We start from the raw sequence: 23,840 nt of genomic DNA, 5'->3' as shown, positions 1-23,840 counted from the left end.
GTTACCGGATGTACCAGTTCATGGGGCAATGAAGTTTACGTTGGTCTTTACCATGGTAATTACGCTTGTAATTGGTCTTTATCCAACGCCTCTTGCTCAGATGGCAATAGCGGCTGCTCAAAGCCTATTTCAGTAGGGGATAGGGTTCTATAGAAACAAATTACCGAAAGAGGCTCCCAGTTATAATAAGCTGAGAGCCTCTTTGTCACGTCCCTACCGGAAAGTCTGTTCTCACAATCTTAGGTAGATAAGAAGGTATTTTTCAGGTTGAAACAGAACTAAAATTATAAATAACTTGGTAAAGGAGTTGCCAAGAGCTGTGGAGAATAAACAATCCCTAGGGAAAAATGGTGAAGAATATACAGCTCGCCTCGTGCAAGAGGCTGGTTTAAGAATTGTTGTACTGAATTACCGGTGTCCCAAAGGTGAGATGGACATTATTGCCCGTGATGCTGAAACATTGGTCTTTATAGAAGTTCGGACACGTCAATCATCTTTTAGAGGGTGGGGGGAGGAGAGTATTACACGAAAAAAGGCGCAACGCCTACAAGCGATTGCTTCTTTTTATGTGCTTCAGCAGGGGTATAAAAGCTGGCCAGCTATGAGGTTCGACGTGGTAGCAATTAGGTGGATTGGAGAAAATCCTGAAATTAATTGGATTAAAGCGGCATTATAAGACAATCTTCAAGATTTGGTCACAAATTAGTTATCATTGAGTGGTATGATAAGCATAGCTTTACTTGTTATATCTAACAATACCATTATCTATGTCCAAAGGAGAGTAAGAACATGGATCCCATTTTAATTGTTGATGATGAAGAGAAAATCAGAAGCTTGGTTCGGTTATACCTCGAGCGAGAAGGGTTTGCTGTTGAGGAAGCAGAGGATGGACGTGTTGCTCTAGAAAAATTTCGGGCTGGTCAATTTTCTCTTTTAATAGTGGATCTGATGATGCCTGAGATTGACGGCTGGCGTGTCTGTCGAGAGATTCGTGAGAGTTCATCCCTACCCATCATTATGCTAACTGCCCGTGGGGAAGAGTTTGAACGTGTACTTGGACTGGAACTCGGTGCCGATGACTATTTAGTTAAGCCGTTTAGTACCAAGGAATTAGTCGCACGAGTCAAGGCGCTTTTACGTCGCTCTTCAGGCCAACTCCAGTCGGTGCCTACGGAGCTAAAAGCTGGGATACTGAGCATTGATAAAGAAAGACATCGTGTAAGTGTTGGGGACGACGTTGTCAACTTAACACCCTTGGAATTTGACTTGCTATATTTTCTGGCAAAAAATCGAGGTCGGGTATTCTCGCGGGAGCAGTTGATGGAAACTGTTTGGGGATATGATTTCTATGGGGATGCCCGTACAGTTGATACTCATGTCAAAAAATTGAGAGAAAAACTGGATTATCCAGGTGTTAAAGGAATGTTAGTCACTGTATGGGGTGTGGGTTACAAATTTGATCCGGAGCTGGTTCAGTGATGGACATTAAAATACATCACTCGTGGAGTATTTCGAGTAAACTGTGGCTAGCTATCACAGTCCTGATTCTTGCTGTGCTCGGCGGGTTAGGTCTCGCCATTACTTGGCTATTTGGGGATTTTTATCTGCAACAAAAATTGGATTCACTCGGGACAGAGGCGGCAGAAATTTCTGCGCAATTAGCGACTGTTCCAAGTTGGAGTGCGCGGTTAAAATTACTAGAGACATTTAAGCTGACTTCTGGGACACAGTTGGTCTTACTGGATCCGAAAGGTAATATCTTAGTGATTTCTGATACAAATACGTCGCAAGGTCCTCGTAGCACTATAGATGGATATCTTAAGGGATCTGGTGGTGCCCTGTTTGGAGGATGGTCTCGTAATTTACGACCATCTGATTTTTTTGCAGAAGAGTATTTAGTGCGGGTTTTAACGGGACAAACCATTAAAATTAAGGCTTTTCCAGTTGACGGAGGCGGGCAAACTATGTTACTCGCCGCTACGCCAGTAGGAACAAAACCAGTTCAAGGAGTTGTTCTATTGGGGAGTTCCCCAATACCAATCCAAGAGAGTATTGCCACCTTTCGCTGGCTAATTCTCTACGCTTCATTAATTGCGGTATTTTTGGCTGCCGTGGTTAGTCTTTTTTTTGCAAGGCAGGTTACGCGACCCTTGGCGCTAATGCAGCGGGGAGCAACTAGAATGGCGAAGGGTAATTTTCTGCCCATTCAAGGAGTGACAAGTGATGATGAACTTGGGGAGTTGGCTGAGGCCTTAAATTCTATGGGGGAAAGTTTAGAGAACCACATGGAATGGCTCTCACAGGAAAAAAACTTACTGCAAGGGATCGTAGAAAGTATTAGCGATGCAGTTGTAATGTTGAGTTCTGATGGCATAATTCTTTATGCTAATGATACAGCCAAAGCATTGTGGCAAGAAAATGAGACCGAACTTCAGGAACGGAAGGCCCAAATTATTAACTTTCTTCAAACGATGAACAGACCAAATACTGAGGTTGAAAAGTTTGCAGTGCTTACATTAGGAATGCAAGTGCTCCAGGTAGTTATGGCACCAATGTCAGAAGAAGAAGGGATTCGTGGGCATGTAGCAGTACTGCGCGATATTACGGCCTCTTTGCGTTCGGAAAAGGCACGCCGCGAGTTCTTGGCCAGTGTGACGCATGAGCTTAGAACGCCACTTCATCTTATCCAGGGCTATTTGGAGGCAATTCAGGACGATGTAATACCTGAAAACCAACGTGGAGAATATGTTGAATTAGTCTTAGACGAGGCCAAGCGCTTGGCGCGTTTAGTTACGGATTTACAGGACATTAATTGGCTAGAAAGGGGACAAAGTTTACAAAGAGTATCCCTTGACCTAGATAGTTTCATGAATGATATAGAGCAACGTTTCCAGGGCCGGGCACAGGAATTAGGTATAAATTTTGAAGTTTCAAAAGGATCGGGAGAGCTTTTCGCGGACCCTGATCGGCTCTTGCAAGTTTTCATGAATCTTCTAGATAACGCTATGGGGCACACTCCTCGCGGAAAGAGTGTGCGAGTTTTGATTATGGACGATGAAAGTCAGGTTCGATTAGCTATTCAGGATGAAGGGGAAGGGATCCCCAAAGAAGCTTTGCCTTTCATTTTTGACCGCTTCTTTAGAGTTAATAAAGCACGGTCGCGAAAGGATGGCGGTATGGGTTTAGGCCTTGCTATTGTGCGCCAAATTGTCGAAGCCCATGGAGGAACCATAAAGGTTGAAAGTGATATGGGAAAGGGAACGATATTCTGGATTACGCTTCCGCGGATGGTAGTTTGCCCGATCACTCTTTAATCGTGTAAGGGTTTGATACACTATTATTGACTTGAATTGGAAATCGTATTGTTCAGAACAAAAGCTTTAGAATTAATATTATATAAAAGGCGCTCTTTTCCTTGAGTAGTAGAGGAAAGAGCGCCTTTTGTTTAAAGCTATACTACAACGAATTATTGGTAATAACAAAATGGGGAGTCTATTTATGATGCGAGTCAGACTAAATAAACATGTATTATCAGCTGTGATAAGTCGATTTTCCTTAATTTGGAGAATCGGCTTTTTGTTTCCCATGTCAATCCTAAAAACGTTATACACAGTACTCCAATTAGCTTGGAAAGTCGATTTGTGATATTTCTCAAGATGCAGGAATATTACAATTCTAAGGGGGTGGAAAATATGTTTTGATAACTCTGTGTTTGGGAAGCACTTTTCATTGGGGAAACACCTAAGTTAGTGAAGAAAGGAAGAATGATATGATCGCACAAGAAAACGAGCTGTTCCAGAAAAAGCCAATGCTCAAGAGTGAAGACTGGTGGGCCGTTTGGCTTGGATTATTTATCTTTTTACTGAGCATGGGTCCTGTTTTCGGGATGGATCTGCTGGGATGGGTGGTTAAGATCAATGTCTGGGTTGATTCCGCCAAAGCTCTGGTTGCAGTGTCTAGTAGCTATAAAAGTTTACCTGGTATTTATTCAGCATTGTTAACCTATTTGTTTTTATTAGGGATCACCACCATTGGGGCAGTGGCAATGGGAGCTAAGGTTAAAAAATATGTTGTAGGGTTCAGCATCATTTTCTGGATTACGTTTCTCTGCATATTTTTAGGAAACAATGGCTATATCGCCGCCACTCCCGACAAACAGGCAAGCCTTAAAATTCCTTGGTCGATGAGTCTAGGAGAAATGGGCTTTGTTATTGCTATGCTTGTGGGCTTAATTATCGGAAACTTTTTTCAAAATTTCGCCAAATTCCTAGAGGAGGCAGCTAAGCCGGAGTGGTTCATTAAAACGGGAATTGTGATTTTGGGAGCGGCCATCGGAATCAAGACGGTAGGCGCCCTGGGACTCGCCAACACGGTAATTATTCGGGGTTTATGTGCCGTGATTGAGGCCTATTTGATTTATTGGCCAGTCACCTATTTTATTGCCCGCAAATTCTTTAAATTTACTCCTGAATGGGCGGCACCCCTTGCGTCTGGTGTCTCAATCTGTGGTGTCTCGGCAGCTATTGCCACGGCCGCAGCTATTCGAGCACGACCCTTAGTGCCTGTTATTTTGTCCGCTGTTATTATTGTATTTGTAGCCGTTGAAATGCTGATCTTACCCTTGTTGGCTCAAACCTGGCTATTTCACGAACCAATGGTGGCTGGTTCCTGGATGGGCCTGGCCGTGAAGAGTGACGGTGGAGCAGTGTCTAGTGGAGCGATTGCCGACTCGATGATTCGGGCCAAGGCTCTGACAGACCTGGGGATTCGATGGGAAGAAGGCTGGATACTAATGGTTGCTACCACAACCAAAGTGTTTATTGATGTATTTATTGGCGTGTGGGCATTTATCCTAGCAGTTGTTTGGTGTGTTTTTGGGATCGATAGAACAAAGACTCGGTGTGATAAGGTTTCAGCAGGAGAGATCTGGGAGCGTTTCCCCAAATTCATTATCGGTTTTGCTCTAACCTTTTTGTTGCTGCTTTTGATGGGTTTGAATAATCCCAGCATTGTAAAGGGAGCGACAGTAGGGGCAGACCAAGCCAACGCTTTGAGGACTTTTTTCTTTGCGTTGTGTTTCTTCTCAATTGGTTTGATCACCAACGTACGAAAGCTTTGGGCTGCTGGCATGGGACGTATTGTTGGGGTATATGTTATTTGCTTGTTTGGTTTCATCATCTGGTTCGGATTATTTGTCTCCTGGCTTTTCTATCACGGTATCATGCCACCAATAATCGCCGGTTAACGTAAAAGGTGACAAAGGAGGGTATTAAATATGACAAAAGGTCAACTTCGGACAGGTGAACAGTCTTCGGTCAACGTCCAGGAAATGCTCGCAGAAGATGAGTGGTACGATTTACTTCCTGTGGAGAAAAAGCTTATCTCCATTACTTTAGGGCTTGGCTTAATATTACTAGTTATCTTTGTCATAGTGTTTAAGGTGTTCTAAGGATAAGCAGGAATCAAAGCGTTATATGTTGGAATCAGTCAAAAACACCGTTCTTAATACATTAGAATCCAAATAATAATATAACATATAAAGGACAATATGGGAGGAATAAGGAAAAAGGCGGCGAATATTTTATCTTATAGGAGGAGATAGAATGTTCGCTGCTGTTTACGGTATGACAGTCCTTGGATTACAAGCGCATCTAATTCGAGTAGAAGTTGACGTGGCGAATGGTCTGCCAAGTTTCGATATAGTCGGCCTTCCTAATGTCGCTGTGAGAGAGGCTCGTGACCGAGTTCGCTCAGCTATTCGAAACTCTGGATACCAGTTTCCTTTACAGCGCGTAACCGTTAACTTAGCTCCTGCAGACTTGCGTAAAGAGGGATCAGGTCTCGATCTGCCGATTGCAATAGGGATTCTTGCAGCGACAGGACAATGCCTTTGCCCAAGTCTTAATCAGGATGTTTTCTCCGGCGAACTATCCCTAGAAGGAACCTTGAGACCAGTTCCAGGCGTATTGACGATGAGCATCGCTCTGAATAAGGAGAATAATAAACTGGACTTTGAAGGGGCGAGGATTTCAGAGGGGTTCTGTTTGATAATTCCTCCTGATAATTTAGTTGAAGCTCGTCTGGTTAATGGGTTAGAAACACATAGCACGTCGACCTTGAGGCAAATAGTACAAGCACTTGAAAAAAAGGGCGACTTCGAAGATGATATATCGTCATCCCAGCTTCCTCAATCTGAAGTATGTAATGGAAGCCAAGTAGATTGGTCTGATATTCATGGACAACAACATGTTAAACGGGCTTTGGAGATTGCAGCAGCGGGTGGGCACAATGCGATTTTAGTTGGACCTCCAGGATCTGGTAAGACATTACTGGCTAAGGCATACTCAGGAATACTTCCTCATTTAAGTGAACAGGAGAGCATCGAGGTCACTCAGCTTTACAGTGTTTGTGGGTTGCTAAATTGTAATGGTTCTTTGGTTCAACATCGCCCTTTTCGAAGCCCTCACCATACTGCAACTAAGGCGGGAATAATTGGAGGAGGGCGTGATTTGCGTCCGGGTGAGTTAAGCTTTGCGAATCATGGTGTGCTGTTTTTAGATGAGCTGCCAGAGTTTGCACGCGAAGTCTTGGAGTGTCTTCGACAACCTATGGAAGATCGAGAATTGACGATCACTCGACAATCTGGGAGTATTACTTATCCAGCTCATGTCAGTGTTATTGCCAGTATGAACCCGTGTCCGTGCGGATTTTTCGGTGATCAGGGAAGGGTGTGCCATTGTACCCCTATGCAAGTCCAAAACTATCGAGGGAGGATTTCGGGACCGCTAATGGATCGCTTTGACATGCATATTGAGGTACCAAGACTAAATTACTCGGAGTTAAAGAATAGCATTGATAACGAGTCGTCAAGTGTTGTTAGGGAGCGAGTGATGGCGGCTCGTCAGAGACAATGGGTCCGCCTAGGGTCCGCAAAAACCAATGCAGAGCTGACGGCTAAGGAAACCAAGGAATTTGGTAAGTTGACTCCGAGTGGAGAGTCTCTCTTACAGAAGATATTTGACAGCCAACATCTTAGTGCCCGTGCTCACGATCGGATTTTAAGGGTTGCCCGTACGATTGCAGACCTAGGAGGTTCCTCGGATATTCTTCCAGAGCACTTAGCTGAGGCAATCCAGTATCGTGCCTTGGATAAACGGTTACAGATATAGCGGCAACTTTGAAAAAAGCAGATAAGTAGTTCTGAAGAGTTAAAATAGAGGCTATTAAACATAAAAAAGCGAAGGAATTATCAAATAGATAAGACCTTCGCTTTCCTGATTAGTTTTAAGTCATACTGTTGTTGTTCCCAGGTAGATTACGCTCGGCTAATTCAATTGCCATTTTCACCATATTACCACAGTCCCTTGAAGAAACCCCTCCAAATCCTTCTTGATGAAGGGTCCCCGCAAAACCCAACTCTTGAGCGATTTGTTCTTTTAATTGGTATGACATGATGCTGTTACGTTGTCTTGACATGAGGAAGCCTCCTTTCGATCGGACAGTTTCTTTCAACAACACTGTTGATGAAAGTATGTTTAGTATAACTTTATCTTTAAAATAGTATGTAGAAAAAAGTCGTAATTTTTTGGAAGAAGAGGGATTAATAGCAGGTTTAATTAATAGATGTCTTCTTCGAAAAAACACCTCTAATTCAGACACGAATATTTTATAATATTAGTTAGAATGCATAAACTGACTGATATCAGTGGCAGTCTTTCCCGAGTGAGGACATTTTTTTGAGGATGCCTTTTTGCTTTTTGGATTTTTGATAGATAGAGGGTATAATGAGTGGAAAAAACAGTGATGGAGTGAAGTTTCTTGCCATTATTATTTGGAACCGCCGGAGTCCCGATTTCCTCAAGCGATCGATCTAGTGAAGGTGGAGTTCGACGTATTCGGGAGTTGAATCTCGATGCCTTAGAAATAGAATTTGTCCAAGGGGTGCGAATGGGTGAAGAAAAAGCAAGAAAAGTTGGTGCCGCAGCGATTGAGCATAATGTCGCTTTGTCTTGTCATGCCCCTTACTATATTAATCTCAACTCTCGTGAACCAGAGAAAATTACTGCGAGCCGAGATCGTATCCTTCATGCTGCACGTATCTCACAAATCCTTGGTGTGCGGAGTGTAATCTTTCATCCAGCGTTTAATCATGAGGACTCTTCGGAGGTTGTTCTTGAGCGGGTGGTTCGCGAACTCAGAGTCGTGAGAGAAACGCTCGACGCCATGGGAAATGACGTTGTACTTCGTCCAGAAACGACAGGCAAAGGGAGCCAGTTTGGTGACTTGGCGGAAACTATTCGTATTGCCCAAGAGGTTCCGGGAGTCTTGCCATGTATCGACTTTAGTCATCTTCATGCCCGGACCAATGGTAGGTACAACTCATATGACGAGTTTTGTGAGATACTTAATGATCTTGCCGAGGGGTTAGGAGATCGCTGGGTAAAAAACGTACACTTCCATATCTCAGGCATTGAATATGGATTAAAGGGTGAGAAGAGACACCTTGTCTTAAAGGAATCCGATCTGCGTTTTGAAGAATTAATGAAAGCATGTCTGACATTTGGGGTAGAAGGGCTGGCTATCTGCGAAAGCCCTAACCTGGAAGAAGACGCCATTCTTTTACAACAGACGTATCGGGCCTTAAGTTAGTAAACTGGCTTGGGTCCTACCGGCATTTGTGCAAGCCGCAGGGACGGTTCTTCGACTTGCATCAAGCCAAGAATCTACATTTTAGCTTGGTCTGGGGGAGCGATACAGGTTCCTGTGGCGCTGTTGGCGTTCTTTGATGAATACGTTTGGCGTTCGCTCAGATTAGTGCAAGTCAAGAACCGTCCCCAATCAGCATGTTTGGGACTATTCTATAATTTATGATAATGCTAAAACTTTGTTCTCGAAAAAAGAACAAAGTTTTTTTAATTGGGCAATTCTGTAATGTTCTGATTGCATTAATAAATCCTTTGATGTTCACACTAAGATGAGGAGGGATGTTAAAATGCATACACTTTGGAAAGGATCCATCAGTTTTGGTTTAGTAAATGTTCCAGTAAAAATGCATGCGGCCACGGAATCACAGGATTTTAAATTTAATTATCTCCATAAGGAATGTCAGAACCGGATTCGGTCGATCAAAAAATGTCCCATATGTGACGTAGAGGTCGATACGGTGGATTTAGTAAAAGGATATGAATACGAAAAGGATCGCTTCGTAGTACTCAGTGAGGAAGACCTTGCGTCTTTGGAACAACCGATGAGTCGCTCGATAGATATTCTAGATTTTATTGATTTAAAAGAAATTGATCCGATATATTATGAAAAGTCATATTATCTGTCCCCTGAAGAAACTGCCCTAAAGGCTTATCGTTTACTTTGTCAGGCAATGGAGGAGAGTGGTAAAGTCGCTTTAGCCCGTGTGACCATGCGCTCAAAGCAGCATTTGGCTTGTTTACGAGTTTTTGAACAAGGCCTTGTGATGGAAACGATGCACTATCCAAAGGAGATCCGCCATATAGATGGAGTAGGGGAGCATATAGTTCTGACTGAAGCGGAAATGACTATGGCTCGACAATTAATCGATAATTTAGCTCGCCCGTTCGAACCTGAGAAATACCACGATGAGTTACGTGAACAAATGGCATCTCTCATTAAAGGTAAAGTAACAGGGGAGACTTTTAAAGTTGAGGCTCCGACAAAGGGGCGAAAAGTAGTTGATTTGATGGAAGCATTGCGGGCAAGTATTGCATTGACAGAAAAGGAAAAGGGTCAATTAGAAGGTAAAACAGTAGCAAAAACAGCAGCTAGGACTAAAGCTAAAACTACAGATAAGGCTGAAGTAAAGACTAATAATGACACAGACTCGAACTTAGAGCAACCGAGCGATGAAAAACCGAAATCTTCGTTGACCCCACGAAAACGCACAACTCGACGTGCGAAAGGGGCATAGGTGTGGCTGAAACACAATTTTCACTTGCGCTCTATTCAAAAAAGGCTAAAAAAAGTCGGAGATCTAAGTAAGGTGATGAATCAGAAATATGATTTCTCATCCATTCTACATTATTTCACATGATAAACAGATATTCGTCAATATTCTGCGCAGGAGAAGCGTCCTTATGTCCAGAAAAGGAGGGCAAAGGAGGGGGCGCATTGGGTATGGAACAGGAAAAGCTAGTTCGAGCGACATTACGCACGATTAAAGGTGTCGGTAGTCAACATTTACGTCAACTTATTGCTTACTTCGGAAGTGCAGTAAAAGCGTGGGAGGCACCTCAGAGTAAATATCTCCAAGTTGCAAATCAGGGGAAATGGATTGGAGAAATCATACAGGAGAGAACTAACCTTGACCCTCGGGAGGTTGGGGAATCGTTAAACAAACAAGGTATTAGTTTGATCACACCGGATGAACCCGGTTATCCCCCCTTACTAGCTGAGCTGGCGGATGCTCCACCACTCCTCTATTATCGTGGACATTTGCGAGGGGATACTGAAGTGTTAGCAATAGTAGGTTCACGCCAAGCAACTGCTTATGGAAAGGCTGCTGCAAGGGTTTTGGCCCGTGACTCTGCAGCTAAAGGACTTGTCATTGCCAGTGGCTTAGCTCGAGGAATTGATACTGCTGCCCATCAAGGGGCCTTGGAGAGTGGGGGCACGACGTGGGCATTTCTTGGATGCGGACTTGACCGAGTATATCCACTGGAGAACCAGCGCCTTGCCGAGAATATTTTGGAAAAGGGCGCATTATTGAGTGAATTCCCACCCGGTTCTCCACCGCTAGCGATACATTTTCCAGCTCGAAATCGCTTAATCAGCGGGTGTTCACGTGGGGTTCTGGTTGTGGAGTCAGCAGAAAAAAGCGGTGCATTGATCACTGTGGATTTCGCTTTAGAACAAGGGAGAGAGGTATTTGCTGTACCTGGCCCAATTTTTAGCAAAGTAAGCCGGGGGACTCATCATTTATTGCGTCAGGGAGCAAAAATTGTGGAGGGAATCGAAGACATTTGCAATGAGGTGCCTGCTTGGTCTACTCATGTGTGCCAAGTATCGATTAATCCGGCACGATTGCATCAGAAAAAGGAGGCTCCAGTCGGATTGGATCTTGGGTCAATTCTTGTGCAATTAAGTGACGTTCCTCTGCATATTGACCAAATTACGCTTCACTCGACACTCCCCGTATCTAGTATTTCGTTGGCCTTATTGGAGCTGCAATTAGGCGGAAAAGTCATACAATTACCTGGGCAACATTATGTATTAGCTCGAGAGTGCTAGACATACTATGAAAAAGGCGTTAAGATAGGGCTTAGTTTTACCAACGTTAAACCTTTGTACTTAGATTAATCCGATTTGGGTATAAGTGTAGTATGTGAGGAATGAAACAAAATGACCCGAAGCGAAGTACGAGGTACCACTCCTTCTTGAAGAAGTCGGAGTTTCACGATTGGATAAAGAGTTTTCTTTAAGTTTATATGAGGTGAAAATATGTCTAAAACGCTTGTTATTGTAGAGTCCCCAGCTAAAGCAAAGTCAATTAGCAAATTTTTGGGAAGCCGTTACACGGTTAAAGCTTCAATGGGACATTTGCGAGATTTACCAAAGAGTCAATTAGGGGTGGACTTAGAACACGACTTCGAGCCAAAATACATTGCGATTCGTGGGCGAGGAACATTAATTAAGGAATTACGTCTAGCAGCTAAAGGGGCAGATAAAGTGCTGTTGGCTTCTGACCCTGACCGTGAGGGGGAAGCCATAGCATGGCATCTTTCGCACTTATTGGGTCTAGATCTGAACAACAAAAACCGAATAGAATTTCACGAAATTACCAAACCGGCCATTCAGGCTGCCCTTAAGCAACCTCGTCAGATTGATTTGAACAGGGTGGATGCACAGCAAGCTCGTCGGGTCTTGGATCGTTTGGTCGGCTACCAGTTAAGCCCTTTGCTCTGGCGGAAAATCAAGAAAGGCTTAAGTGCAGGGCGAGTTCAATCCGTGGCGGTACGTTTAGTTGACGACCGTGAAGAGCAGATTAGGGCTTTTGTCTCGGAGGAGTATTGGAGTCTAACGGCAGATCTCCAGTCTAATGGGGGAAAGTTTCTTGCTAAGCTTTTAAAAGTATCTGGTAAAAAGGCTGTTATCGCCTCGAGATCGGAAATGGAAGCCGTCTTAAACGATTTATTGGCTAAAGACTTTCAGGTATCTGATGTTCGAACAAAAGAAAAGAAAAAGCTTCCTGCGCCTCCCTTTATAACGAGTAGCCTGCAGCAAGAAGCCCATCGTAAATTGAGTTTTTCACCGAAGCGTACCATGATGTTAGCTCAGCAATTGTATGAGGGTCTTGACCTAGGCAAAGAGGGCACCGTCGGCTTAATCACGTACATGCGTACAGATTCTGTAAAGATTGCCGAAACCGCCCAAGAGGAGGCCAAGGAATGGATTCTGTCACACTATGGAAACGATTACTATCCTCCGGAACCACGGCAGTTTGCCAATAAAGGTCGGGCTCAAGAAGCGCACGAAGCGATCCGTCCAACAAGCGCTTTGCGGACTCCGGATTTACTGAAGGGAATTTTATCTCGAGATCAGTTGCGGTTATATCGCTTGATATGGGAGCGCTTTATTGCGAGTCAGATGAGTGTGGCAATCACAGATACCTTGACAGTTGATATGCTTGTAGGAGTTTATTTATTTCGAGCGAATGCTTCAACAGTCCGTTTTCCTGGTTTTTTGGCGGTCTATGAAGAAGGCAAAGACGAGGTTGATCAAATCGATGAAGAACAAAACTCATTGACATTGTCAGTCTCTCCTGGAGAAAAACTTAAACTTGTCAAACTTCAAGACAAGCAACATTTTACGGAACCGCCCGCCCGCTTCACTGAGGCTTCTCTCGTTCGCAAGATGGAAGAGGAAGGGATCGGAAGACCAAGTACCTATGCTCCAACGATTGAAACAATTCAATCACGAGGGTATGTTGTTAAAGAGGAAAAACAACTCCTTCCTACAGAACTCGGAGAAATTGTAATCACGTTACTTAAAGAACATTTTCCGGATATTTTAAATTTAGAGTTCACTGCTAATTTGGAGGAGAAGCTCGATCTTGTTGAAGAAGGAAGTGCTCCTTGGAAGTCGGTGGTTGAAGACTACTATACCCCCTTCTCTGTGGCTTTGGCTCAGGCTGAAGAAAAGATTGGGAAAGTCAAAATAGAGGATCAAGTTTCCGAAGAACTTTGTGATTTATGTGGGCGAAATATGGTGATTAAGATGGGGCGTTATGGTAAATTCCTGGCCTGTCCTGGTTTTCCAGAGTGTCGAAATACCAAACCACTCTTCGAAGAAGTGGGCGCGAATTGTCCAAAATGCACCAAGCCCCTCGTGATTCGACGCTCTAAGAAAGGGCGTAAGTTTTATGGCTGTAGTGGCTATCCAGACTGTGATTTTGTTTCATGGGAAATGCCAGCCCCTGATCCGTGTCCTGAGTGTCAACAGTTGATGGTGATTAAATCCTCAAAGAAAGAAAAAAAATATGTGTGCACAAATCCAGAATGCCGTCACACAATTGTGGTTGAAGAAACCTAAGTCTCGGTGTTTAACGTTTGAGTAGCTACTAAATAAGGAGAGAATGGATACATGCAGCATATTACCGTTATCGGAGCAGGTCTAGCAGGTTCCGAGGCCGCTTGGCAACTTGCAGAACGCGGTGTGATGGTTGATTTATATGAAATGCGTCCGCTTAAATATACTCCAGCACATCATACCGGAGCATTTGCCGAATTAGTATGCAGCAACTCACTTCGAGGAGCTGGCTTAGAGAATGCGGTGGGACTATTAAAAGAAGAAATGCGTCGCTTAGAGTCTCTCATCATAAGTGCTGCTGATCATAACGCGGTTCCCGCAGGCGGCGCTTTGGCAGTCGATCGGGAACTTTTTTCTAGAGAGGTTACAAAACGGTTGGAAGAACATCCGAATGTATCTATTTATCGAGGAGAAGTACATAAGATTCCGAGGGTAGGGATCACCATTATCGCTAGTGGTCCATTGACATCTAATGATTTAGCAGAAGACATTTTAAAGATAACTGGTGAGGAAGCGCTTTCTTTTTACGACGCGGCTGCTCCGATCGTTACGCTCGAATCCATAGATATGAGCAAGGCTTTTTGGGCTTCGCGTTATGACAAGGGTGAGGCGGACTATTTGAACTGTCCGATGACTAAGGATGAGTACGACTTGTTTTATGAAGCCTTAGTTCAGGCGGAGACAGCAGAAGTTCAGGGGTTTGAAAAAGGAATCGTTTTCGAAGGTTGTCTACCAGTCGAAGTGATGGCCAAGCGTGGTCCCCAGACTCTGACATTTGGTCCACTAAAGCCTGTTGGATTACAGGATCCACGGACTGGGATAAAGTCCTATGCTGTTGTACAGCTACGTAAAGAAAATAAGGCAGGGACACTCTTCAATTTGGTGGGTTTTCAAACACATTTAAAGTGGGGCGAACAAAAACGAGTTTTTTCGTTAATTCCTGGTTTAGAAAATGCCGAATTTGTGCGTTATGGTGTTATGCACCGCAATACGTTTCTCAATGCTCCGAAAGTTCTTAAAGCGGATTTCAGTCTAAGGAGTAATCCGGACTTTTTCTTTGCTGGACAAATGACCGGAGTCGAAGGATATGTTGAATCTGCTGCTAGCGGGCTGCTAGCGGGTCTTAATGCCTGGAGACGCCTTAGCCAGATGGTTCCACTTGTCTTTCCACCAGTAACGGCGTTAGGTGGCCTAGCACGTCACTTGGAAGGGTCGCCTAGTGTGAACTTTCAACCGATGAATCTTAACTTCGGGTTGCTTCCGCCGTTGACAGAGCGAATACGGAATAAACGTGAAAAAAACGCCAGGATTTCTGAACGAGCTTTAGAGACGTTAAATGAATTTTGTGTGTGGGAAGATTTAGGGAGGTAAGCAACTGATTGAACATGGATGAGGCGTTAAGTTTATTTTCGGGTCATCAATATTCTCAGAATCGATCCGAACTCACGGTCGCTGCTTATCAAACGGATCTGGTTCAGTTTTTTAGCTTTGCTGCTGGCGAGCTGGGCGTAGAATCTGAAAAGCTTACGGTGGATCTGATTGATGTCTATATCGTGCGTGGCTTTCTAGGAGTTTTGGCAGACCACGGATTGGCGAGAAAAAGTATGGCTCGTAAGCTTGCTGCGCTACGGACGTTTTTCAAATTCTTATGTCGTAAGGAAATACTTTTAATAAACCCAGTACAGCGGGTAGCAAGTCCAAAACTAGGACGAAAACTCCCGAATTTTCTATATTTAGACCAAATGGATGGGCTTCTCCGTGCATCGGATTGTACAAATTTACTAGGGGCTCGCGATCAAGTTATTATGGAGTTGCTCTACGGGTCGGGGCTAAGGGTCAGTGAACTGGTTGGGTTAGATCGAGAAAATCTTGATTTGGAAATCGGATTGATTCGAGTCCTCGGGAAGGGAAGCAAGGAGCGGGTGGTTCCTGTAACAAACTATGCCATCCAGGCTATTGAGGAGTATCTCAAGATGAGGAAGGATCACAGTGAAATCCTTTTACTCAATTACCAAGGGACGCGGTTATCGGCCAGGTCTGTCAGACGAATTTTGGACAAAATGGTCGCCAAAATTAGTATGGAACAACATGTGAATCCACATATGCTCCGTCATTCTTATGCGACGCATATGTTGGATGGCGGAGCGGATTTAAGAAGTGTTCAAGAATTATTAGGACATCTTAAGCTGTCGTCAACCCAAATATATACGCATCTAACCCGTGAACGCTTAAAGAAAGTCTACGATCAGGCTCATCCCCGAGCTAAGTGAACTCACCCTTGTAGAAGTGTGAGTCACGATTAGATGACGATTTTGGCCAGGGACAGAGTGAATTTTCACAAAAAGTTGCAAATTGCCTACAATTTACTTGACACACAGAAAGTGCCCTAGTAAACTTTATTGAAGGGGGTGTTAGCAATGTTTCATGCAACGACGATTGTCGCAGTGAAGAGAGGGGAACACGTAGCCATAGCGGGTGACGGTCAAGTTACCTTTGGACAAGCAACCGTGATGAAACATAAAGCCCGGAAAGTGCGTCGCTTGTTTCAGGGAAAGGTGATTGCTGGGTTTGCGGGATCTGTAGCGGATGCGTTTACGCTTTTTGATAAGTTTGAACAAAAGCTAGAAGAATATCATGGAAATCTTCAACGTGCTGCAGTAGAGCTTGCCAAGGAATGGCGAACGGACAAAATGCTACGTAACCTTGAAGCACTACTTTTAGTGGCGGATACCCAAAATCTCTTGATTGTATCCGGTTCGGGTGAAGTGATTGAACCAGACGATGGAATCGCAGCAATTGGTTCTGGTGGAAACTATGCTTTAGCCGCCGCTCGCGCTTTAGTTAAACATACAGATTTGCCGACGACCGAGATCGTTCGTGAAGCGATGCTTGTTGCTGCTTCGATTTGTGTTTATACTAATGAACAAATAAATGTGGAAGAGTTATAGGGGGTGAGACTATGGACAGCTTGACACCTCGAGAAATTGTCCGTGAATTGGATCGGTTTATCGTAGGACAAGATGCCGCAAAACGAGCTGTTGCGGTTGCTTTGCGTAATCGCTACCGTCGTTCTTGTCTGTCAGAGCAATTACAAGAAGAAATCATACCCAAAAATATTTTGATGATTGGCCCTACAGGCGTTGGAAAGACGGAGATTGCCCGACGGTTGGCAAAGCTTGTTCGCGCCCCATTCATTAAGATCGAAGCCACGAAATTTACGGAAGTTGGGTATGTAGGCCGAGATGTGGAAGCCATTATTCGCGACTTAGTCGAGATAGCCTTACGTATGGTGAAGGTGGAGCGCTCAGATAAGGTGCAAACTCAGGCAGCCATCAATGCCGAGAAACGCTTGATAGAGCTGTTGGTTCCAGAAAAACGATCAGAGAGTGCATCTGGCAACCCCTTTCAGATGCTGTTCGGTCAAACTCCAGATCCAGAAAAGGATATTGATGTGACTCCCGAAATGGAGAAAGAACGTAAGCTAGTAGCTGACCGCTTGCAGCGTGGGGATCTTGAAGAGCAGACTATTGAAATTGCTGTTGAAGAAACTACGCCACTTTCCGATATGCTGGGCAACAATAACATGATGGAAATGGGCTTGAATATACAGGATATGATGTCAGGGATGCTCCCTAAGCGGCACAAGAAGAGAAATGTAACTGTACGCGAAGCGCGGAAAATCTTGATTCATGAAGAGACTCAGAATCTGATTGATCAAGATGAAGCAGTTCAAGAAGCTATTCGTAGGACAGAACATGAGGGAATTGTTTTCTTGGATGAAATCGATAAAATTGCTGGGCGCGATGGCGCGGGCGGCCCAGACGTTTCTAGGGGAGGAGTGCAACGTGACATTCTTCCAATTGTGGAAGGATCAACTGTTGTAACGAAGTATGGCCCTGTTAATACGGATCACATACTCTTTATAGCTGCAGGTGCTTTCCATCTAAGCAAGCCGTCTGATCTTATTCCAGAACTACAGGGGAGATTTCCTATTCGAGTGGAGCTTGAATCGTTAAGCGTAGCCGATTTCAAACGTATTCTTACGGAACCCCAATCGTCGCTGATTAAACAGTATGCCGCTTTATTGGGAGCGGAAGGGATAAAGGTGGATTTTACAGAGAATGCTATTGATGAATTAGCAGAAGTTGCCTACAAAGTGAATTCTAGCACCGAAAATATTGGGGCAAGGCGACTCCACACGATTGTAGAAAAAGTTCTCGAGGAATTGTCTTTCGAAGCCTCCGAACTTCCCGACGATTATACTGTGACAATTAATAGAGAATACGTTCAACAACGTTTGGGCAATGTTGTGCAGAATCAAGATCTTGCACGCTATATTCTTTAAGATACAAGAGTGAACTCGTTCAACCAAAGTTGAACATCGAGACTTCGGTGGGGAGATTCTACCCCCACCGAAGTAGAGTAAGGGGGGGCACTCCCCCTTATAGAGGTGGGAGTCTCATGATTGGATCAACTTAAGCAAGCAACCAAATTTAAGGAGGAAAATTTAACTTATGAAAACATCGTTATTAGAAAAGACTAGGACAGTTAATAAATTAATTCAACGTGCTGCTGGTAATCCAGTTGATTTTGAGGAAATGGCTAAGGTGCTTAGTCAAGCGGTAGTTGCCAACATTTATATCGTTGGACGTCGAGGAAAGATCCTTGGCTATAGTTTTATGGATCATTTTGTTTGCGGAACCATGGAAGACATTGTCATTCATTCCGAGCGTTTCCCGGAAAGCTATAATGAAGGTCTGATGAAAGTTAGTGAGACAAAAACTAACACTGCGCAGGTTGCAAATGGTTGTGTATTTAATTGTGATGAACCGTGCCATTTCACGAATAAACTTACGACAATCGTTCCAATCTTAGGTGGAGGCGAAAGAGTCGGGACGCTTGTGCTGGCTAAATATGATGAAGAATTCCAAGAGGAAGATTTAGTCTTAGCTGAATACGGTGCAACGGTTGTAGGGATGGAAATTTTACGAGTTAAGGCGGAACGGGCGGAAGAAGAAGCTCGTAAAAAGGCGGCAGTCCAAATCGCAGTAGGAACTCTGTCCTATTCTGAGCTCGAAGCAGTGGAACACATCTTTGCCGAACTAGGCGGCGGTGAAGGACTTTTAGTTGCCAGTAAAATTGCTGATCGAGTGGGGATAACTCGTTCAGTTATTGTTAATGCCCTGCGCAAATTTGAGTCAGCAGGAGTGATTGAGTCGAAGTCACTAGGCATGAAAGGCACCTATATTCGAGTTCTTAACGATTATTTGATAGACGAATTGGATAAGCATATCAAACACACAAAGTAAGACTGAGTGACTTGCACACTAGTTGCGCTGCGTTAGCAGCATGAATGTCTACCTCCCTTGATGTAGAGCATGGAACTGCCATTTCATAAGAAGTGGACAAACTGTTTGACAGGAGGTTAAATTTCATGGATGAACATGATTATGTTTACCAACTGCGACCGCTTATCGTTCCGGCCGTTCTATTTCTAATTCTCTTTCCCCTTGTTATTGGTGGTGTTCATTTCTTTAGCACGCTACCAATCTTAGAACTACGGGTTCTTATTGGGATCTATGTCGTGGCAGCACTCGGGATTTTATCCTTATGGATTGTTGGAAAGAGTAAACATGTTCAAATTAAAGAAGGGCAAATAGTCTTTCAGTCGTTACTTGGTAAACACACCTTAGAACCGCAGGATATTCGTCGGGTTGCCTTTTACTTTGATCAAAAAGGGCAAGAAGTCGCCCAGATTCGGACTGAAGATGAGCTTTATTACGTGAGCGAGTTCTATTTTCCCTTTCCCGAGCTCATGAGTGACCTCGAGAATTTCATAATGAAGTACGATTTACGTTCAAACCTTGAGAGTTATGCTGGTTTGATTAAGTAAGGCTCGATGAACTGACCCTACTTGTAAAGAATTGCGGAATGTGCTAATCTATCTATTGGTAGTGTGGTTTAATGAAGCACGCAGAGGGATTAAAGCGTTAGTTCCTTGTCGGGAGACAAGGGGCGTTTTGAGATGAACCTGCGGAGGAAAAAACAAAAGAAAGTTGGTTAACAAAATGGCAGTAATTTCTATGAAACAATTATTGGAAGCGGGTGTCCACTTCGGACATCAAACTCGTCGGTGGAATCCGAAAATGGCTCGTTATATCTTTACTGAGCGCAATGGAATCTATATTATTGATCTCCAGAAAACCGTTAAAAAAGTTGATGAAGCCTTTAATTTTGTTCGTAACCTCGCAGCTGAGGGTGGTACCATGTTGTTTGTAGGTACTAAGAAACAAGCTCAAGAGTCAGTCAAAGATGAGGCAGAACGTTGCGGTATGTATTTTGTGAACGAGCGTTGGCTTGGTGGTATGCTTACAAATTTCCAAACGATTCAAAAACGTGTTGACCGTTTGCGTGTTTTGGAGCGGATGGAAGCTGAAGGCGTTTTCGATGTGCTTACAAAGAAAGAAGTTTCTGCTCTGCGTCATGAGATGGAAAAATTGGAGCGTTTTTTAGGCGGCATCAAAAATATGAAGAAAATTCCGGATGCTTTGTTTATTGTTGATCCACGTAAAGAACGTATTGCGGTTGCTGAGGCACGCCGTTTGAAGATTCCAATTGTTGCAATTGTGGATACAAACTGTGATCCAGATGAAATCGATGTTGTAATTCCGGCTAATGATGATGCAATTCGTGCAGTCAAGTTACTTACTTCGAAGATGGCAGATGCTATTATCGAAGGCCAACACAGTAACGATGAGGATGAGGAAGCTGGAGAAGTAGCTGAAGGCTAAAAGCGAGTTTGGTAGTTCGAGGTTCGATGTCCGAATACGGTGCAAAACGCAGTAAACCTCGGGCATCGTGCTTCAACTATAGTATATATGAAGGTTCGAGGTTAGAATATCGCACCTCGAACCTATGCATTGCACTCGAACATAAAGTGAATATCTGTTGGTAAAATATAAATTGCGCGTCAAGCATCGTGCATTGAATTTGGAGGGATAACCATGGCAGACGTAAGCGCAGCTCAAGTAAAAGAGCTTCGGGAACGTACAGGGGCAGGTATGATGGATTGCAAAAAGGCACTGGTACAATGTAACTGTGAAGTTGACAAAGCCTGCGACTTTTTACGAGAGAAAGGCTTAGCAGCCGCCGCTAAAAAGGAAGGGCGGGTTGCAGCTGAAGGGACCGTTGAAGCCTATATCCATGGCGGCGGGCGCATCGGCGTACTGATTGAAGTGAACTGCGAAACAGACTTTGTGTCTCGTGGAGATGAATTTCGAACGTTAGTACGCGATCTGGGGTTGCATATTGCAGCAGCCAATCCGCAATATATGAACAAAGAGGACGTACCTGCTGAAGTACTTCAGCATGAGAAGGATATCTTAAAAGCGCAAGCTCTCAATGAAGGAAAGCCTGAGAAAATCATTGAAAAGATGGTAGAAGGTAGAATTGAAAAGTTCTATAAAGAAGTTTGCTTAATGGATCAAACATTCGTTAAAGATCCAGATAAGAGCGTGCGAGACTTGGTGCTCGATAAAATTGCTAAAATAGGTGAACGCATAGTTATTCGACGTTTTACTCGCTATGAGTTAGGTGCAGGTATAGAGAAACGACAAGATGATTTTGCATCAGAAGTTATGAAAGAAATAAATCGATAAACAACCTAGACAATCTATCTAGAGAACACCCTGGTGTTCTCTTTTTCGAATATGAGAGGATTTCTCATTCTAGGCGTGGATTAAGATTGATGGAGGTTAATCGATGGAAAAACCACGGTATAGTCGACTTGTCCTTAAAATTAGCGGGGAAGCGCTTGCAGGTAATCAAGGTTTTGGGCTTCAACACGATATGCTCGTCTCCGTAGCGTCCCAGGTGGCAGAAATTCGGGATATGGGGGTTGAAGTTTGCCTGGTTGTTGGTGGCGGAAACATATGGCGAGGAATTGCGGGAAGTGCCCAAGGCATGGACCGTGCAACGGCTGATTATATGGGCATGTTGGCAACAGTGATGAATGCCTTGGCTTTACAAGATGCCTTAGAAAAGACCGGGACAGTCACCCGTGTCTTATCGGCTATTGAAATGAGACAGGTTGCTGAACCGTATATTCGACGCCGAGCGATTCGACATATGGAAAAGGGACGAATTGTAATTTTCGCGGCTGGAACGGGTAACCCTTACTTCTCCACAGATACAACGGCCGCTTTGCGGGCTGCTGAAATCGAGGCTGATGTCATTTTGATGGCTAAGAAGGTAGATGGGGTTTACGATTCTGACCCGATGAAGAATCCCCAGGCCAAGAAGTTTGACCGTTTAAGTTATCTCGATGTCCTAAGCAAAGGACTAGGTGTGATGGACTCTACTGCCACGTCACTTTGTATGGATAATAATATTCCTGTCATAGTTTTTGACCTAACAACACCAGGCAATATTCGAAAGGTGCTTATGGGCGAAGCCATTGGAACTTATGTAGGGAGGGATAGTGAATGATCTCTGAGGTGATTAGAGACGCAGAAGAGCGGATGCATAAAGGGATAGACGTCTTACGTAGAGAGTATGCCACAATTCGAGCAGGCCGGGCAAATCCGAGTGTTCTCGACAGAGTTATGGTCGAATACTATGGGGCACCTACTCCAATCAGCCAGCTGGCAAATATCTCTGCTCCTGAGCCAAGAATGTTAGTTATTCAGGCTTGGGATAGAACCGTTCTTCCAGCTATTGAAAAGGCAATCATGAAATCTGATCTAGGGTTGAATCCGTCCAGTGATGGAATAGTGATTCGCTTGAATATTCCCCAACTCACAGCTGAACGTCGCATGGAATTGGTCAAAAAGGTAAAAAAAGAGGCTGAAGAGGCGCGAGTAGCAGCTCGCAACGTGCGCAGAGATGTCAACGATAAGCTTAAGAAGCTTGAAAAAGATCATGAAGCCTCCGAAGATGAGATAAAGAGGGCCCAAGAAGATGTCCAGAAGCTGACAGACAAGATCATTAAAGAGATTGAACATATCATGGATACTAAGGAAAGTGAAATTACGGAAGTATGATACAAGGTTTGCTCGGCCGAAACTGGGACGAGGTAAAACTTGAACTTGAAAGCATAGGTAAACCTTATGCTTTTCAAATCACGAGCCCTCATGGTAAAATGAAAGCGTGGGGAAGCTGTCGTGTCGTCCGTGTTAGAGAAATTGACGGTCGTGTGGAGGTTGTCTTAGCGTATGAGAAATTTTCGCCAAGTCAGCCATAGACCCCTTGTTCGTTGTTCGATATTTGTGGTTCGTGGTTCGATATTCAACTAAGAACCGCGCAACCACGGACCAAGAACTTCGAATAGGGGGTCTTTTCGAGGTTCTTGGTTCGAAAGGCCCGAAGTCTGTAGTTTGAATATCGAACACCCAGTATAGGGCTTTTCATGGTTTGCATATCTTAGTTCGAGGATTTATAGTCCGAAAGTCCGTAGTTTGTAGTTTAATATCGAACCACGAACATCGAATTTCGAATATCGAGTATGGGGGTGGAATGATGTGGTTCAAACCTTGGGATAAAAATAAAGTTAAATCAAATGACCAAGTTGCTATGGACCGCCTCCCGCGTCATATTGCCATTATCATGGACGGAAACGGGCGATGGGCTCTGAAACGAGCGCTTCCTCGTTCAATGGGACATCGGGCAGGCGTTGAGGCCTTACGAAAGGTCGTTAAGGCATGTTCTAAACTTGGAATTGAGGTCTTGACTGTTTATGCGTTTTCTACAGAAAATTGGAAAAGGCCTAAAGATGAAGTGGGAGTATTGATGACACTTCTTACGGAGTACTTGAGAAAGGAACTCCTTGAGTTACATCAAAGCAATGTAGTCATTCGTACCATGGGGAAGCTCAATGACCTCCCGCCGGAGGCGCAGCATGAATTAGCACATGCGATGAAGAGTACACGCGATAATACGGGCCTCATTCTAAACCTTGCTCTTAATTACGGTGGACGATCGGAGATCATCGATGCAGTTAAGAGTTTGAGCAAAGAAGTCTTAACTGGAGAGCAGAGAATTGAAGAGATTGATGAGCAAAGCTTTAGTGAAAAACTCTACACTCGAGGATTACCAGATCCAGATTTGCTTATTCGGACCTCAGGAGAAATGAGGTTGAGTAACTTCCTACTTTGGCAGTTGGCTTATACAGAGATTGTTGTAGTAGAAGAACTTTGGCCGGATTTTGGCCAAAAGGCTTTAGTTGAAGCGATAAAAGCGTATCAGAAGCGTGATCGTCGTTTCGGTGGAATACATACAAATTGAGG

At 44.0% G+C, this 23,840-nt stretch carries 23 protein-coding genes; 22 read left to right on the top strand and 1 reads right to left on the bottom strand.

The annotated features are described in order from the left end of the window. Positions 1-319: 319 nt before the first annotated feature. The 6 genes from E4K67_RS26165 to E4K67_RS26145 all read left to right on the top strand — a co-directional run bounded on the left by E4K67_RS26165 (position 320) and on the right by E4K67_RS26145 (position 7,169). Positions 320-676: a YraN family protein gene (locus E4K67_RS26165; protein WP_135552157.1), complete on the top strand. Its 357-nt coding sequence runs from the start codon at positions 320-322 to the stop codon at positions 674-676. Between the two features lie 113 nt (positions 677-789). Next, a complete protein-coding gene (locus tag E4K67_RS26160) occupies positions 790-1,479 on the top strand; it encodes a response regulator transcription factor (protein ID WP_135552155.1) in 690 nt (229 codons plus the stop codon). Continuing rightward, the gene (locus tag E4K67_RS26155) at positions 1,479-3,314 is read left to right on the top strand and encodes an ATP-binding protein (protein WP_135552153.1); all 1,836 of its coding nucleotides are present in this window, start codon (positions 1,479-1,481) and stop codon (positions 3,312-3,314) included. The genes E4K67_RS26160 and E4K67_RS26155 overlap by 1 nt, the downstream gene beginning before the upstream one ends. Positions 3,315-3,769: 455 nt before the next feature. Further along, positions 3,770-5,245 (top strand): putative sulfate exporter family transporter, encoded by a 1,476-nt coding sequence (locus E4K67_RS26150; RefSeq protein ID WP_135552151.1) that lies wholly within the window; start codon positions 3,770-3,772, stop codon positions 5,243-5,245. 30 nt (positions 5,246-5,275) lie between these two features. Beyond that, entirely contained in the window at positions 5,276-5,449 is a 174-nt protein-coding gene (locus E4K67_RS29960; protein ID WP_158408582.1) for a hypothetical protein, read from the top strand. 154 nt (positions 5,450-5,603) lie between these two features. Further along, positions 5,604-7,169: a YifB family Mg chelatase-like AAA ATPase gene (locus E4K67_RS26145; RefSeq protein ID WP_158408581.1), complete on the top strand. Its 1,566-nt coding sequence runs from the start codon at positions 5,604-5,606 to the stop codon at positions 7,167-7,169. Between the two features lie 115 nt (positions 7,170-7,284). On the opposite strand, the gene E4K67_RS26140 is transcribed toward E4K67_RS26145, so the two are convergent. Beyond that, positions 7,285-7,476 (bottom strand): alpha/beta-type small acid-soluble spore protein, encoded by a 192-nt coding sequence (locus tag E4K67_RS26140; RefSeq protein WP_135552147.1) that lies wholly within the window; start codon positions 7,474-7,476, stop codon positions 7,285-7,287. A 342-nt stretch (positions 7,477-7,818) separates the two neighbouring features. Between E4K67_RS26140 and E4K67_RS26135 the strand changes: the two genes are divergently transcribed. The 16 genes from E4K67_RS26135 (at position 7,819) to E4K67_RS26060 (ending at position 23,838) form a co-directional block, all read left to right on the top strand. Further along, positions 7,819-8,649: a TIM barrel protein gene (locus tag E4K67_RS26135; protein ID WP_135552145.1), complete on the top strand. Its 831-nt coding sequence runs from the start codon at positions 7,819-7,821 to the stop codon at positions 8,647-8,649. 343 nt (positions 8,650-8,992) lie between these two features. Next, entirely contained in the window at positions 8,993-9,940 is a 948-nt protein-coding gene (ku, locus tag E4K67_RS26130; RefSeq protein WP_135552143.1) for a non-homologous end joining protein Ku, read from the top strand. Positions 9,941-10,146: 206 nt separating this feature from the next. After that, entirely contained in the window at positions 10,147-11,259 is a 1,113-nt protein-coding gene (dprA, locus tag E4K67_RS26125) for a DNA-processing protein DprA (protein ID WP_135552141.1), read from the top strand. A gap of 210 nt (positions 11,260-11,469) precedes the next feature. After that, a complete protein-coding gene (gene topA / locus E4K67_RS26120) occupies positions 11,470-13,560 on the top strand; it encodes a type I DNA topoisomerase (protein WP_135552139.1) in 2,091 nt (696 codons plus the stop codon). Positions 13,561-13,611: 51 nt separating this feature from the next. After that, complete coding sequence (trmFO, locus tag E4K67_RS26115; protein WP_135552137.1) at positions 13,612-14,928, top strand: methylenetetrahydrofolate--tRNA-(uracil(54)-C(5))-methyltransferase (FADH(2)-oxidizing) TrmFO; 1,317 nt, start codon at positions 13,612-13,614, stop codon at positions 14,926-14,928. Between the two features lie 8 nt (positions 14,929-14,936). After that, positions 14,937-15,827: a site-specific tyrosine recombinase/integron integrase gene (gene xerA, locus E4K67_RS26110; RefSeq protein WP_135552135.1), complete on the top strand. Its 891-nt coding sequence runs from the start codon at positions 14,937-14,939 to the stop codon at positions 15,825-15,827. 147 nt (positions 15,828-15,974) lie between these two features. After that, a complete protein-coding gene (hslV, locus tag E4K67_RS26105) occupies positions 15,975-16,505 on the top strand; it encodes an ATP-dependent protease subunit HslV (protein WP_135552134.1) in 531 nt (176 codons plus the stop codon). Positions 16,506-16,516: 11 nt separating this feature from the next. Then, positions 16,517-17,902, top strand: a complete 1,386-nt coding sequence (gene hslU, locus E4K67_RS26100; RefSeq protein ID WP_135552132.1) for an ATP-dependent protease ATPase subunit HslU — start codon at positions 16,517-16,519, stop codon at positions 17,900-17,902. A 169-nt stretch (positions 17,903-18,071) separates the two neighbouring features. Then, entirely contained in the window at positions 18,072-18,866 is a 795-nt protein-coding gene (gene codY / locus E4K67_RS26095) for a GTP-sensing pleiotropic transcriptional regulator CodY (protein WP_135552130.1), read from the top strand. 125 nt (positions 18,867-18,991) lie between these two features. Continuing rightward, positions 18,992-19,450 carry a hypothetical protein gene (locus E4K67_RS26090; RefSeq protein WP_135552128.1) on the top strand — a complete coding sequence of 153 codons (459 nt, stop codon included), beginning with the start codon at positions 18,992-18,994 and terminating at the stop codon, positions 19,448-19,450. Between the two features lie 175 nt (positions 19,451-19,625). Beyond that, a complete protein-coding gene (rpsB, locus tag E4K67_RS26085; RefSeq protein WP_135552126.1) occupies positions 19,626-20,348 on the top strand; it encodes a 30S ribosomal protein S2 in 723 nt (240 codons plus the stop codon). Between the two features lie 213 nt (positions 20,349-20,561). Then, positions 20,562-21,215 (top strand): translation elongation factor Ts, encoded by a 654-nt coding sequence (gene tsf / locus E4K67_RS26080; protein WP_135552124.1) that lies wholly within the window; start codon positions 20,562-20,564, stop codon positions 21,213-21,215. Positions 21,216-21,318: 103 nt separating this feature from the next. Then, positions 21,319-22,044, top strand: coding sequence for a UMP kinase (pyrH, locus tag E4K67_RS26075; RefSeq protein WP_135552122.1), 726 nt, complete (start codon positions 21,319-21,321; stop codon positions 22,042-22,044). After that, positions 22,041-22,598, top strand: coding sequence for a ribosome recycling factor (gene frr / locus E4K67_RS26070; RefSeq protein ID WP_135552120.1), 558 nt, complete (start codon positions 22,041-22,043; stop codon positions 22,596-22,598). Before pyrH ends, frr begins: the two co-directional genes overlap by 4 nt. Then, the gene (locus tag E4K67_RS26065) at positions 22,595-22,798 is read left to right on the top strand and encodes a hypothetical protein (RefSeq protein WP_135552118.1); all 204 of its coding nucleotides are present in this window, start codon (positions 22,595-22,597) and stop codon (positions 22,796-22,798) included. The genes frr and E4K67_RS26065 overlap by 4 nt, the downstream gene beginning before the upstream one ends. 275 nt (positions 22,799-23,073) lie before the next feature. Then, complete coding sequence (locus E4K67_RS26060) at positions 23,074-23,838, top strand: isoprenyl transferase (RefSeq protein WP_135552167.1); 765 nt, start codon at positions 23,074-23,076, stop codon at positions 23,836-23,838. Positions 23,839-23,840 lie beyond the last annotated feature (2 nt).

This window comes from Desulfosporosinus fructosivorans (assembly GCF_004766045.1).
Classification (GTDB): domain Bacteria; phylum Bacillota; class Desulfitobacteriia; order Desulfitobacteriales; family Desulfitobacteriaceae; genus Desulfosporosinus; species Desulfosporosinus fructosivorans.
This window is presented reverse-complemented; position numbering and strand designations above follow the sequence as displayed.

Coding starts and splice junctions, on each gene's coding strand:
- E4K67_RS26160 (WP_135552155.1), top strand. CDS start 790: ATGGATCCCATTTTAATTGTTGATGATGAAGAGAAAATCAGAAGCTTG.
- E4K67_RS26155 (WP_135552153.1), top strand. CDS start 1,479: ATGGACATTAAAATACATCACTCGTGGAGTATTTCGAGTAAACTGTGG.
- E4K67_RS26150 (WP_135552151.1), top strand. CDS start 3,770: ATGATCGCACAAGAAAACGAGCTGTTCCAGAAAAAGCCAATGCTCAAG.
- E4K67_RS29960 (WP_158408582.1), top strand. CDS start 5,276: ATGACAAAAGGTCAACTTCGGACAGGTGAACAGTCTTCGGTCAACGTC.
- E4K67_RS26145 (WP_158408581.1), top strand. CDS start 5,604: ATGTTCGCTGCTGTTTACGGTATGACAGTCCTTGGATTACAAGCGCAT.
- E4K67_RS26140 (WP_135552147.1), bottom strand. CDS start 7,476: ATGTCAAGACAACGTAACAGCATCATGTCATACCAATTAAAAGAACAA.
- ku (WP_135552143.1), top strand. CDS start 8,993: ATGCATACACTTTGGAAAGGATCCATCAGTTTTGGTTTAGTAAATGTT.
- dprA (WP_135552141.1), top strand. CDS start 10,147: ATGGAACAGGAAAAGCTAGTTCGAGCGACATTACGCACGATTAAAGGT.
- topA (WP_135552139.1), top strand. CDS start 11,470: ATGTCTAAAACGCTTGTTATTGTAGAGTCCCCAGCTAAAGCAAAGTCA.
- trmFO (WP_135552137.1), top strand. CDS start 13,612: ATGCAGCATATTACCGTTATCGGAGCAGGTCTAGCAGGTTCCGAGGCC.
- hslV (WP_135552134.1), top strand. CDS start 15,975: ATGTTTCATGCAACGACGATTGTCGCAGTGAAGAGAGGGGAACACGTA.
- hslU (WP_135552132.1), top strand. CDS start 16,517: ATGGACAGCTTGACACCTCGAGAAATTGTCCGTGAATTGGATCGGTTT.
- codY (WP_135552130.1), top strand. CDS start 18,072: ATGAAAACATCGTTATTAGAAAAGACTAGGACAGTTAATAAATTAATT.
- E4K67_RS26090 (WP_135552128.1), top strand. CDS start 18,992: ATGGATGAACATGATTATGTTTACCAACTGCGACCGCTTATCGTTCCG.
- rpsB (WP_135552126.1), top strand. CDS start 19,626: ATGGCAGTAATTTCTATGAAACAATTATTGGAAGCGGGTGTCCACTTC.
- tsf (WP_135552124.1), top strand. CDS start 20,562: ATGGCAGACGTAAGCGCAGCTCAAGTAAAAGAGCTTCGGGAACGTACA.
- pyrH (WP_135552122.1), top strand. CDS start 21,319: ATGGAAAAACCACGGTATAGTCGACTTGTCCTTAAAATTAGCGGGGAA.
- frr (WP_135552120.1), top strand. CDS start 22,041: ATGATCTCTGAGGTGATTAGAGACGCAGAAGAGCGGATGCATAAAGGG.
- E4K67_RS26065 (WP_135552118.1), top strand. CDS start 22,595: ATGATACAAGGTTTGCTCGGCCGAAACTGGGACGAGGTAAAACTTGAA.
- E4K67_RS26060 (WP_135552167.1), top strand. CDS start 23,074: ATGTGGTTCAAACCTTGGGATAAAAATAAAGTTAAATCAAATGACCAA.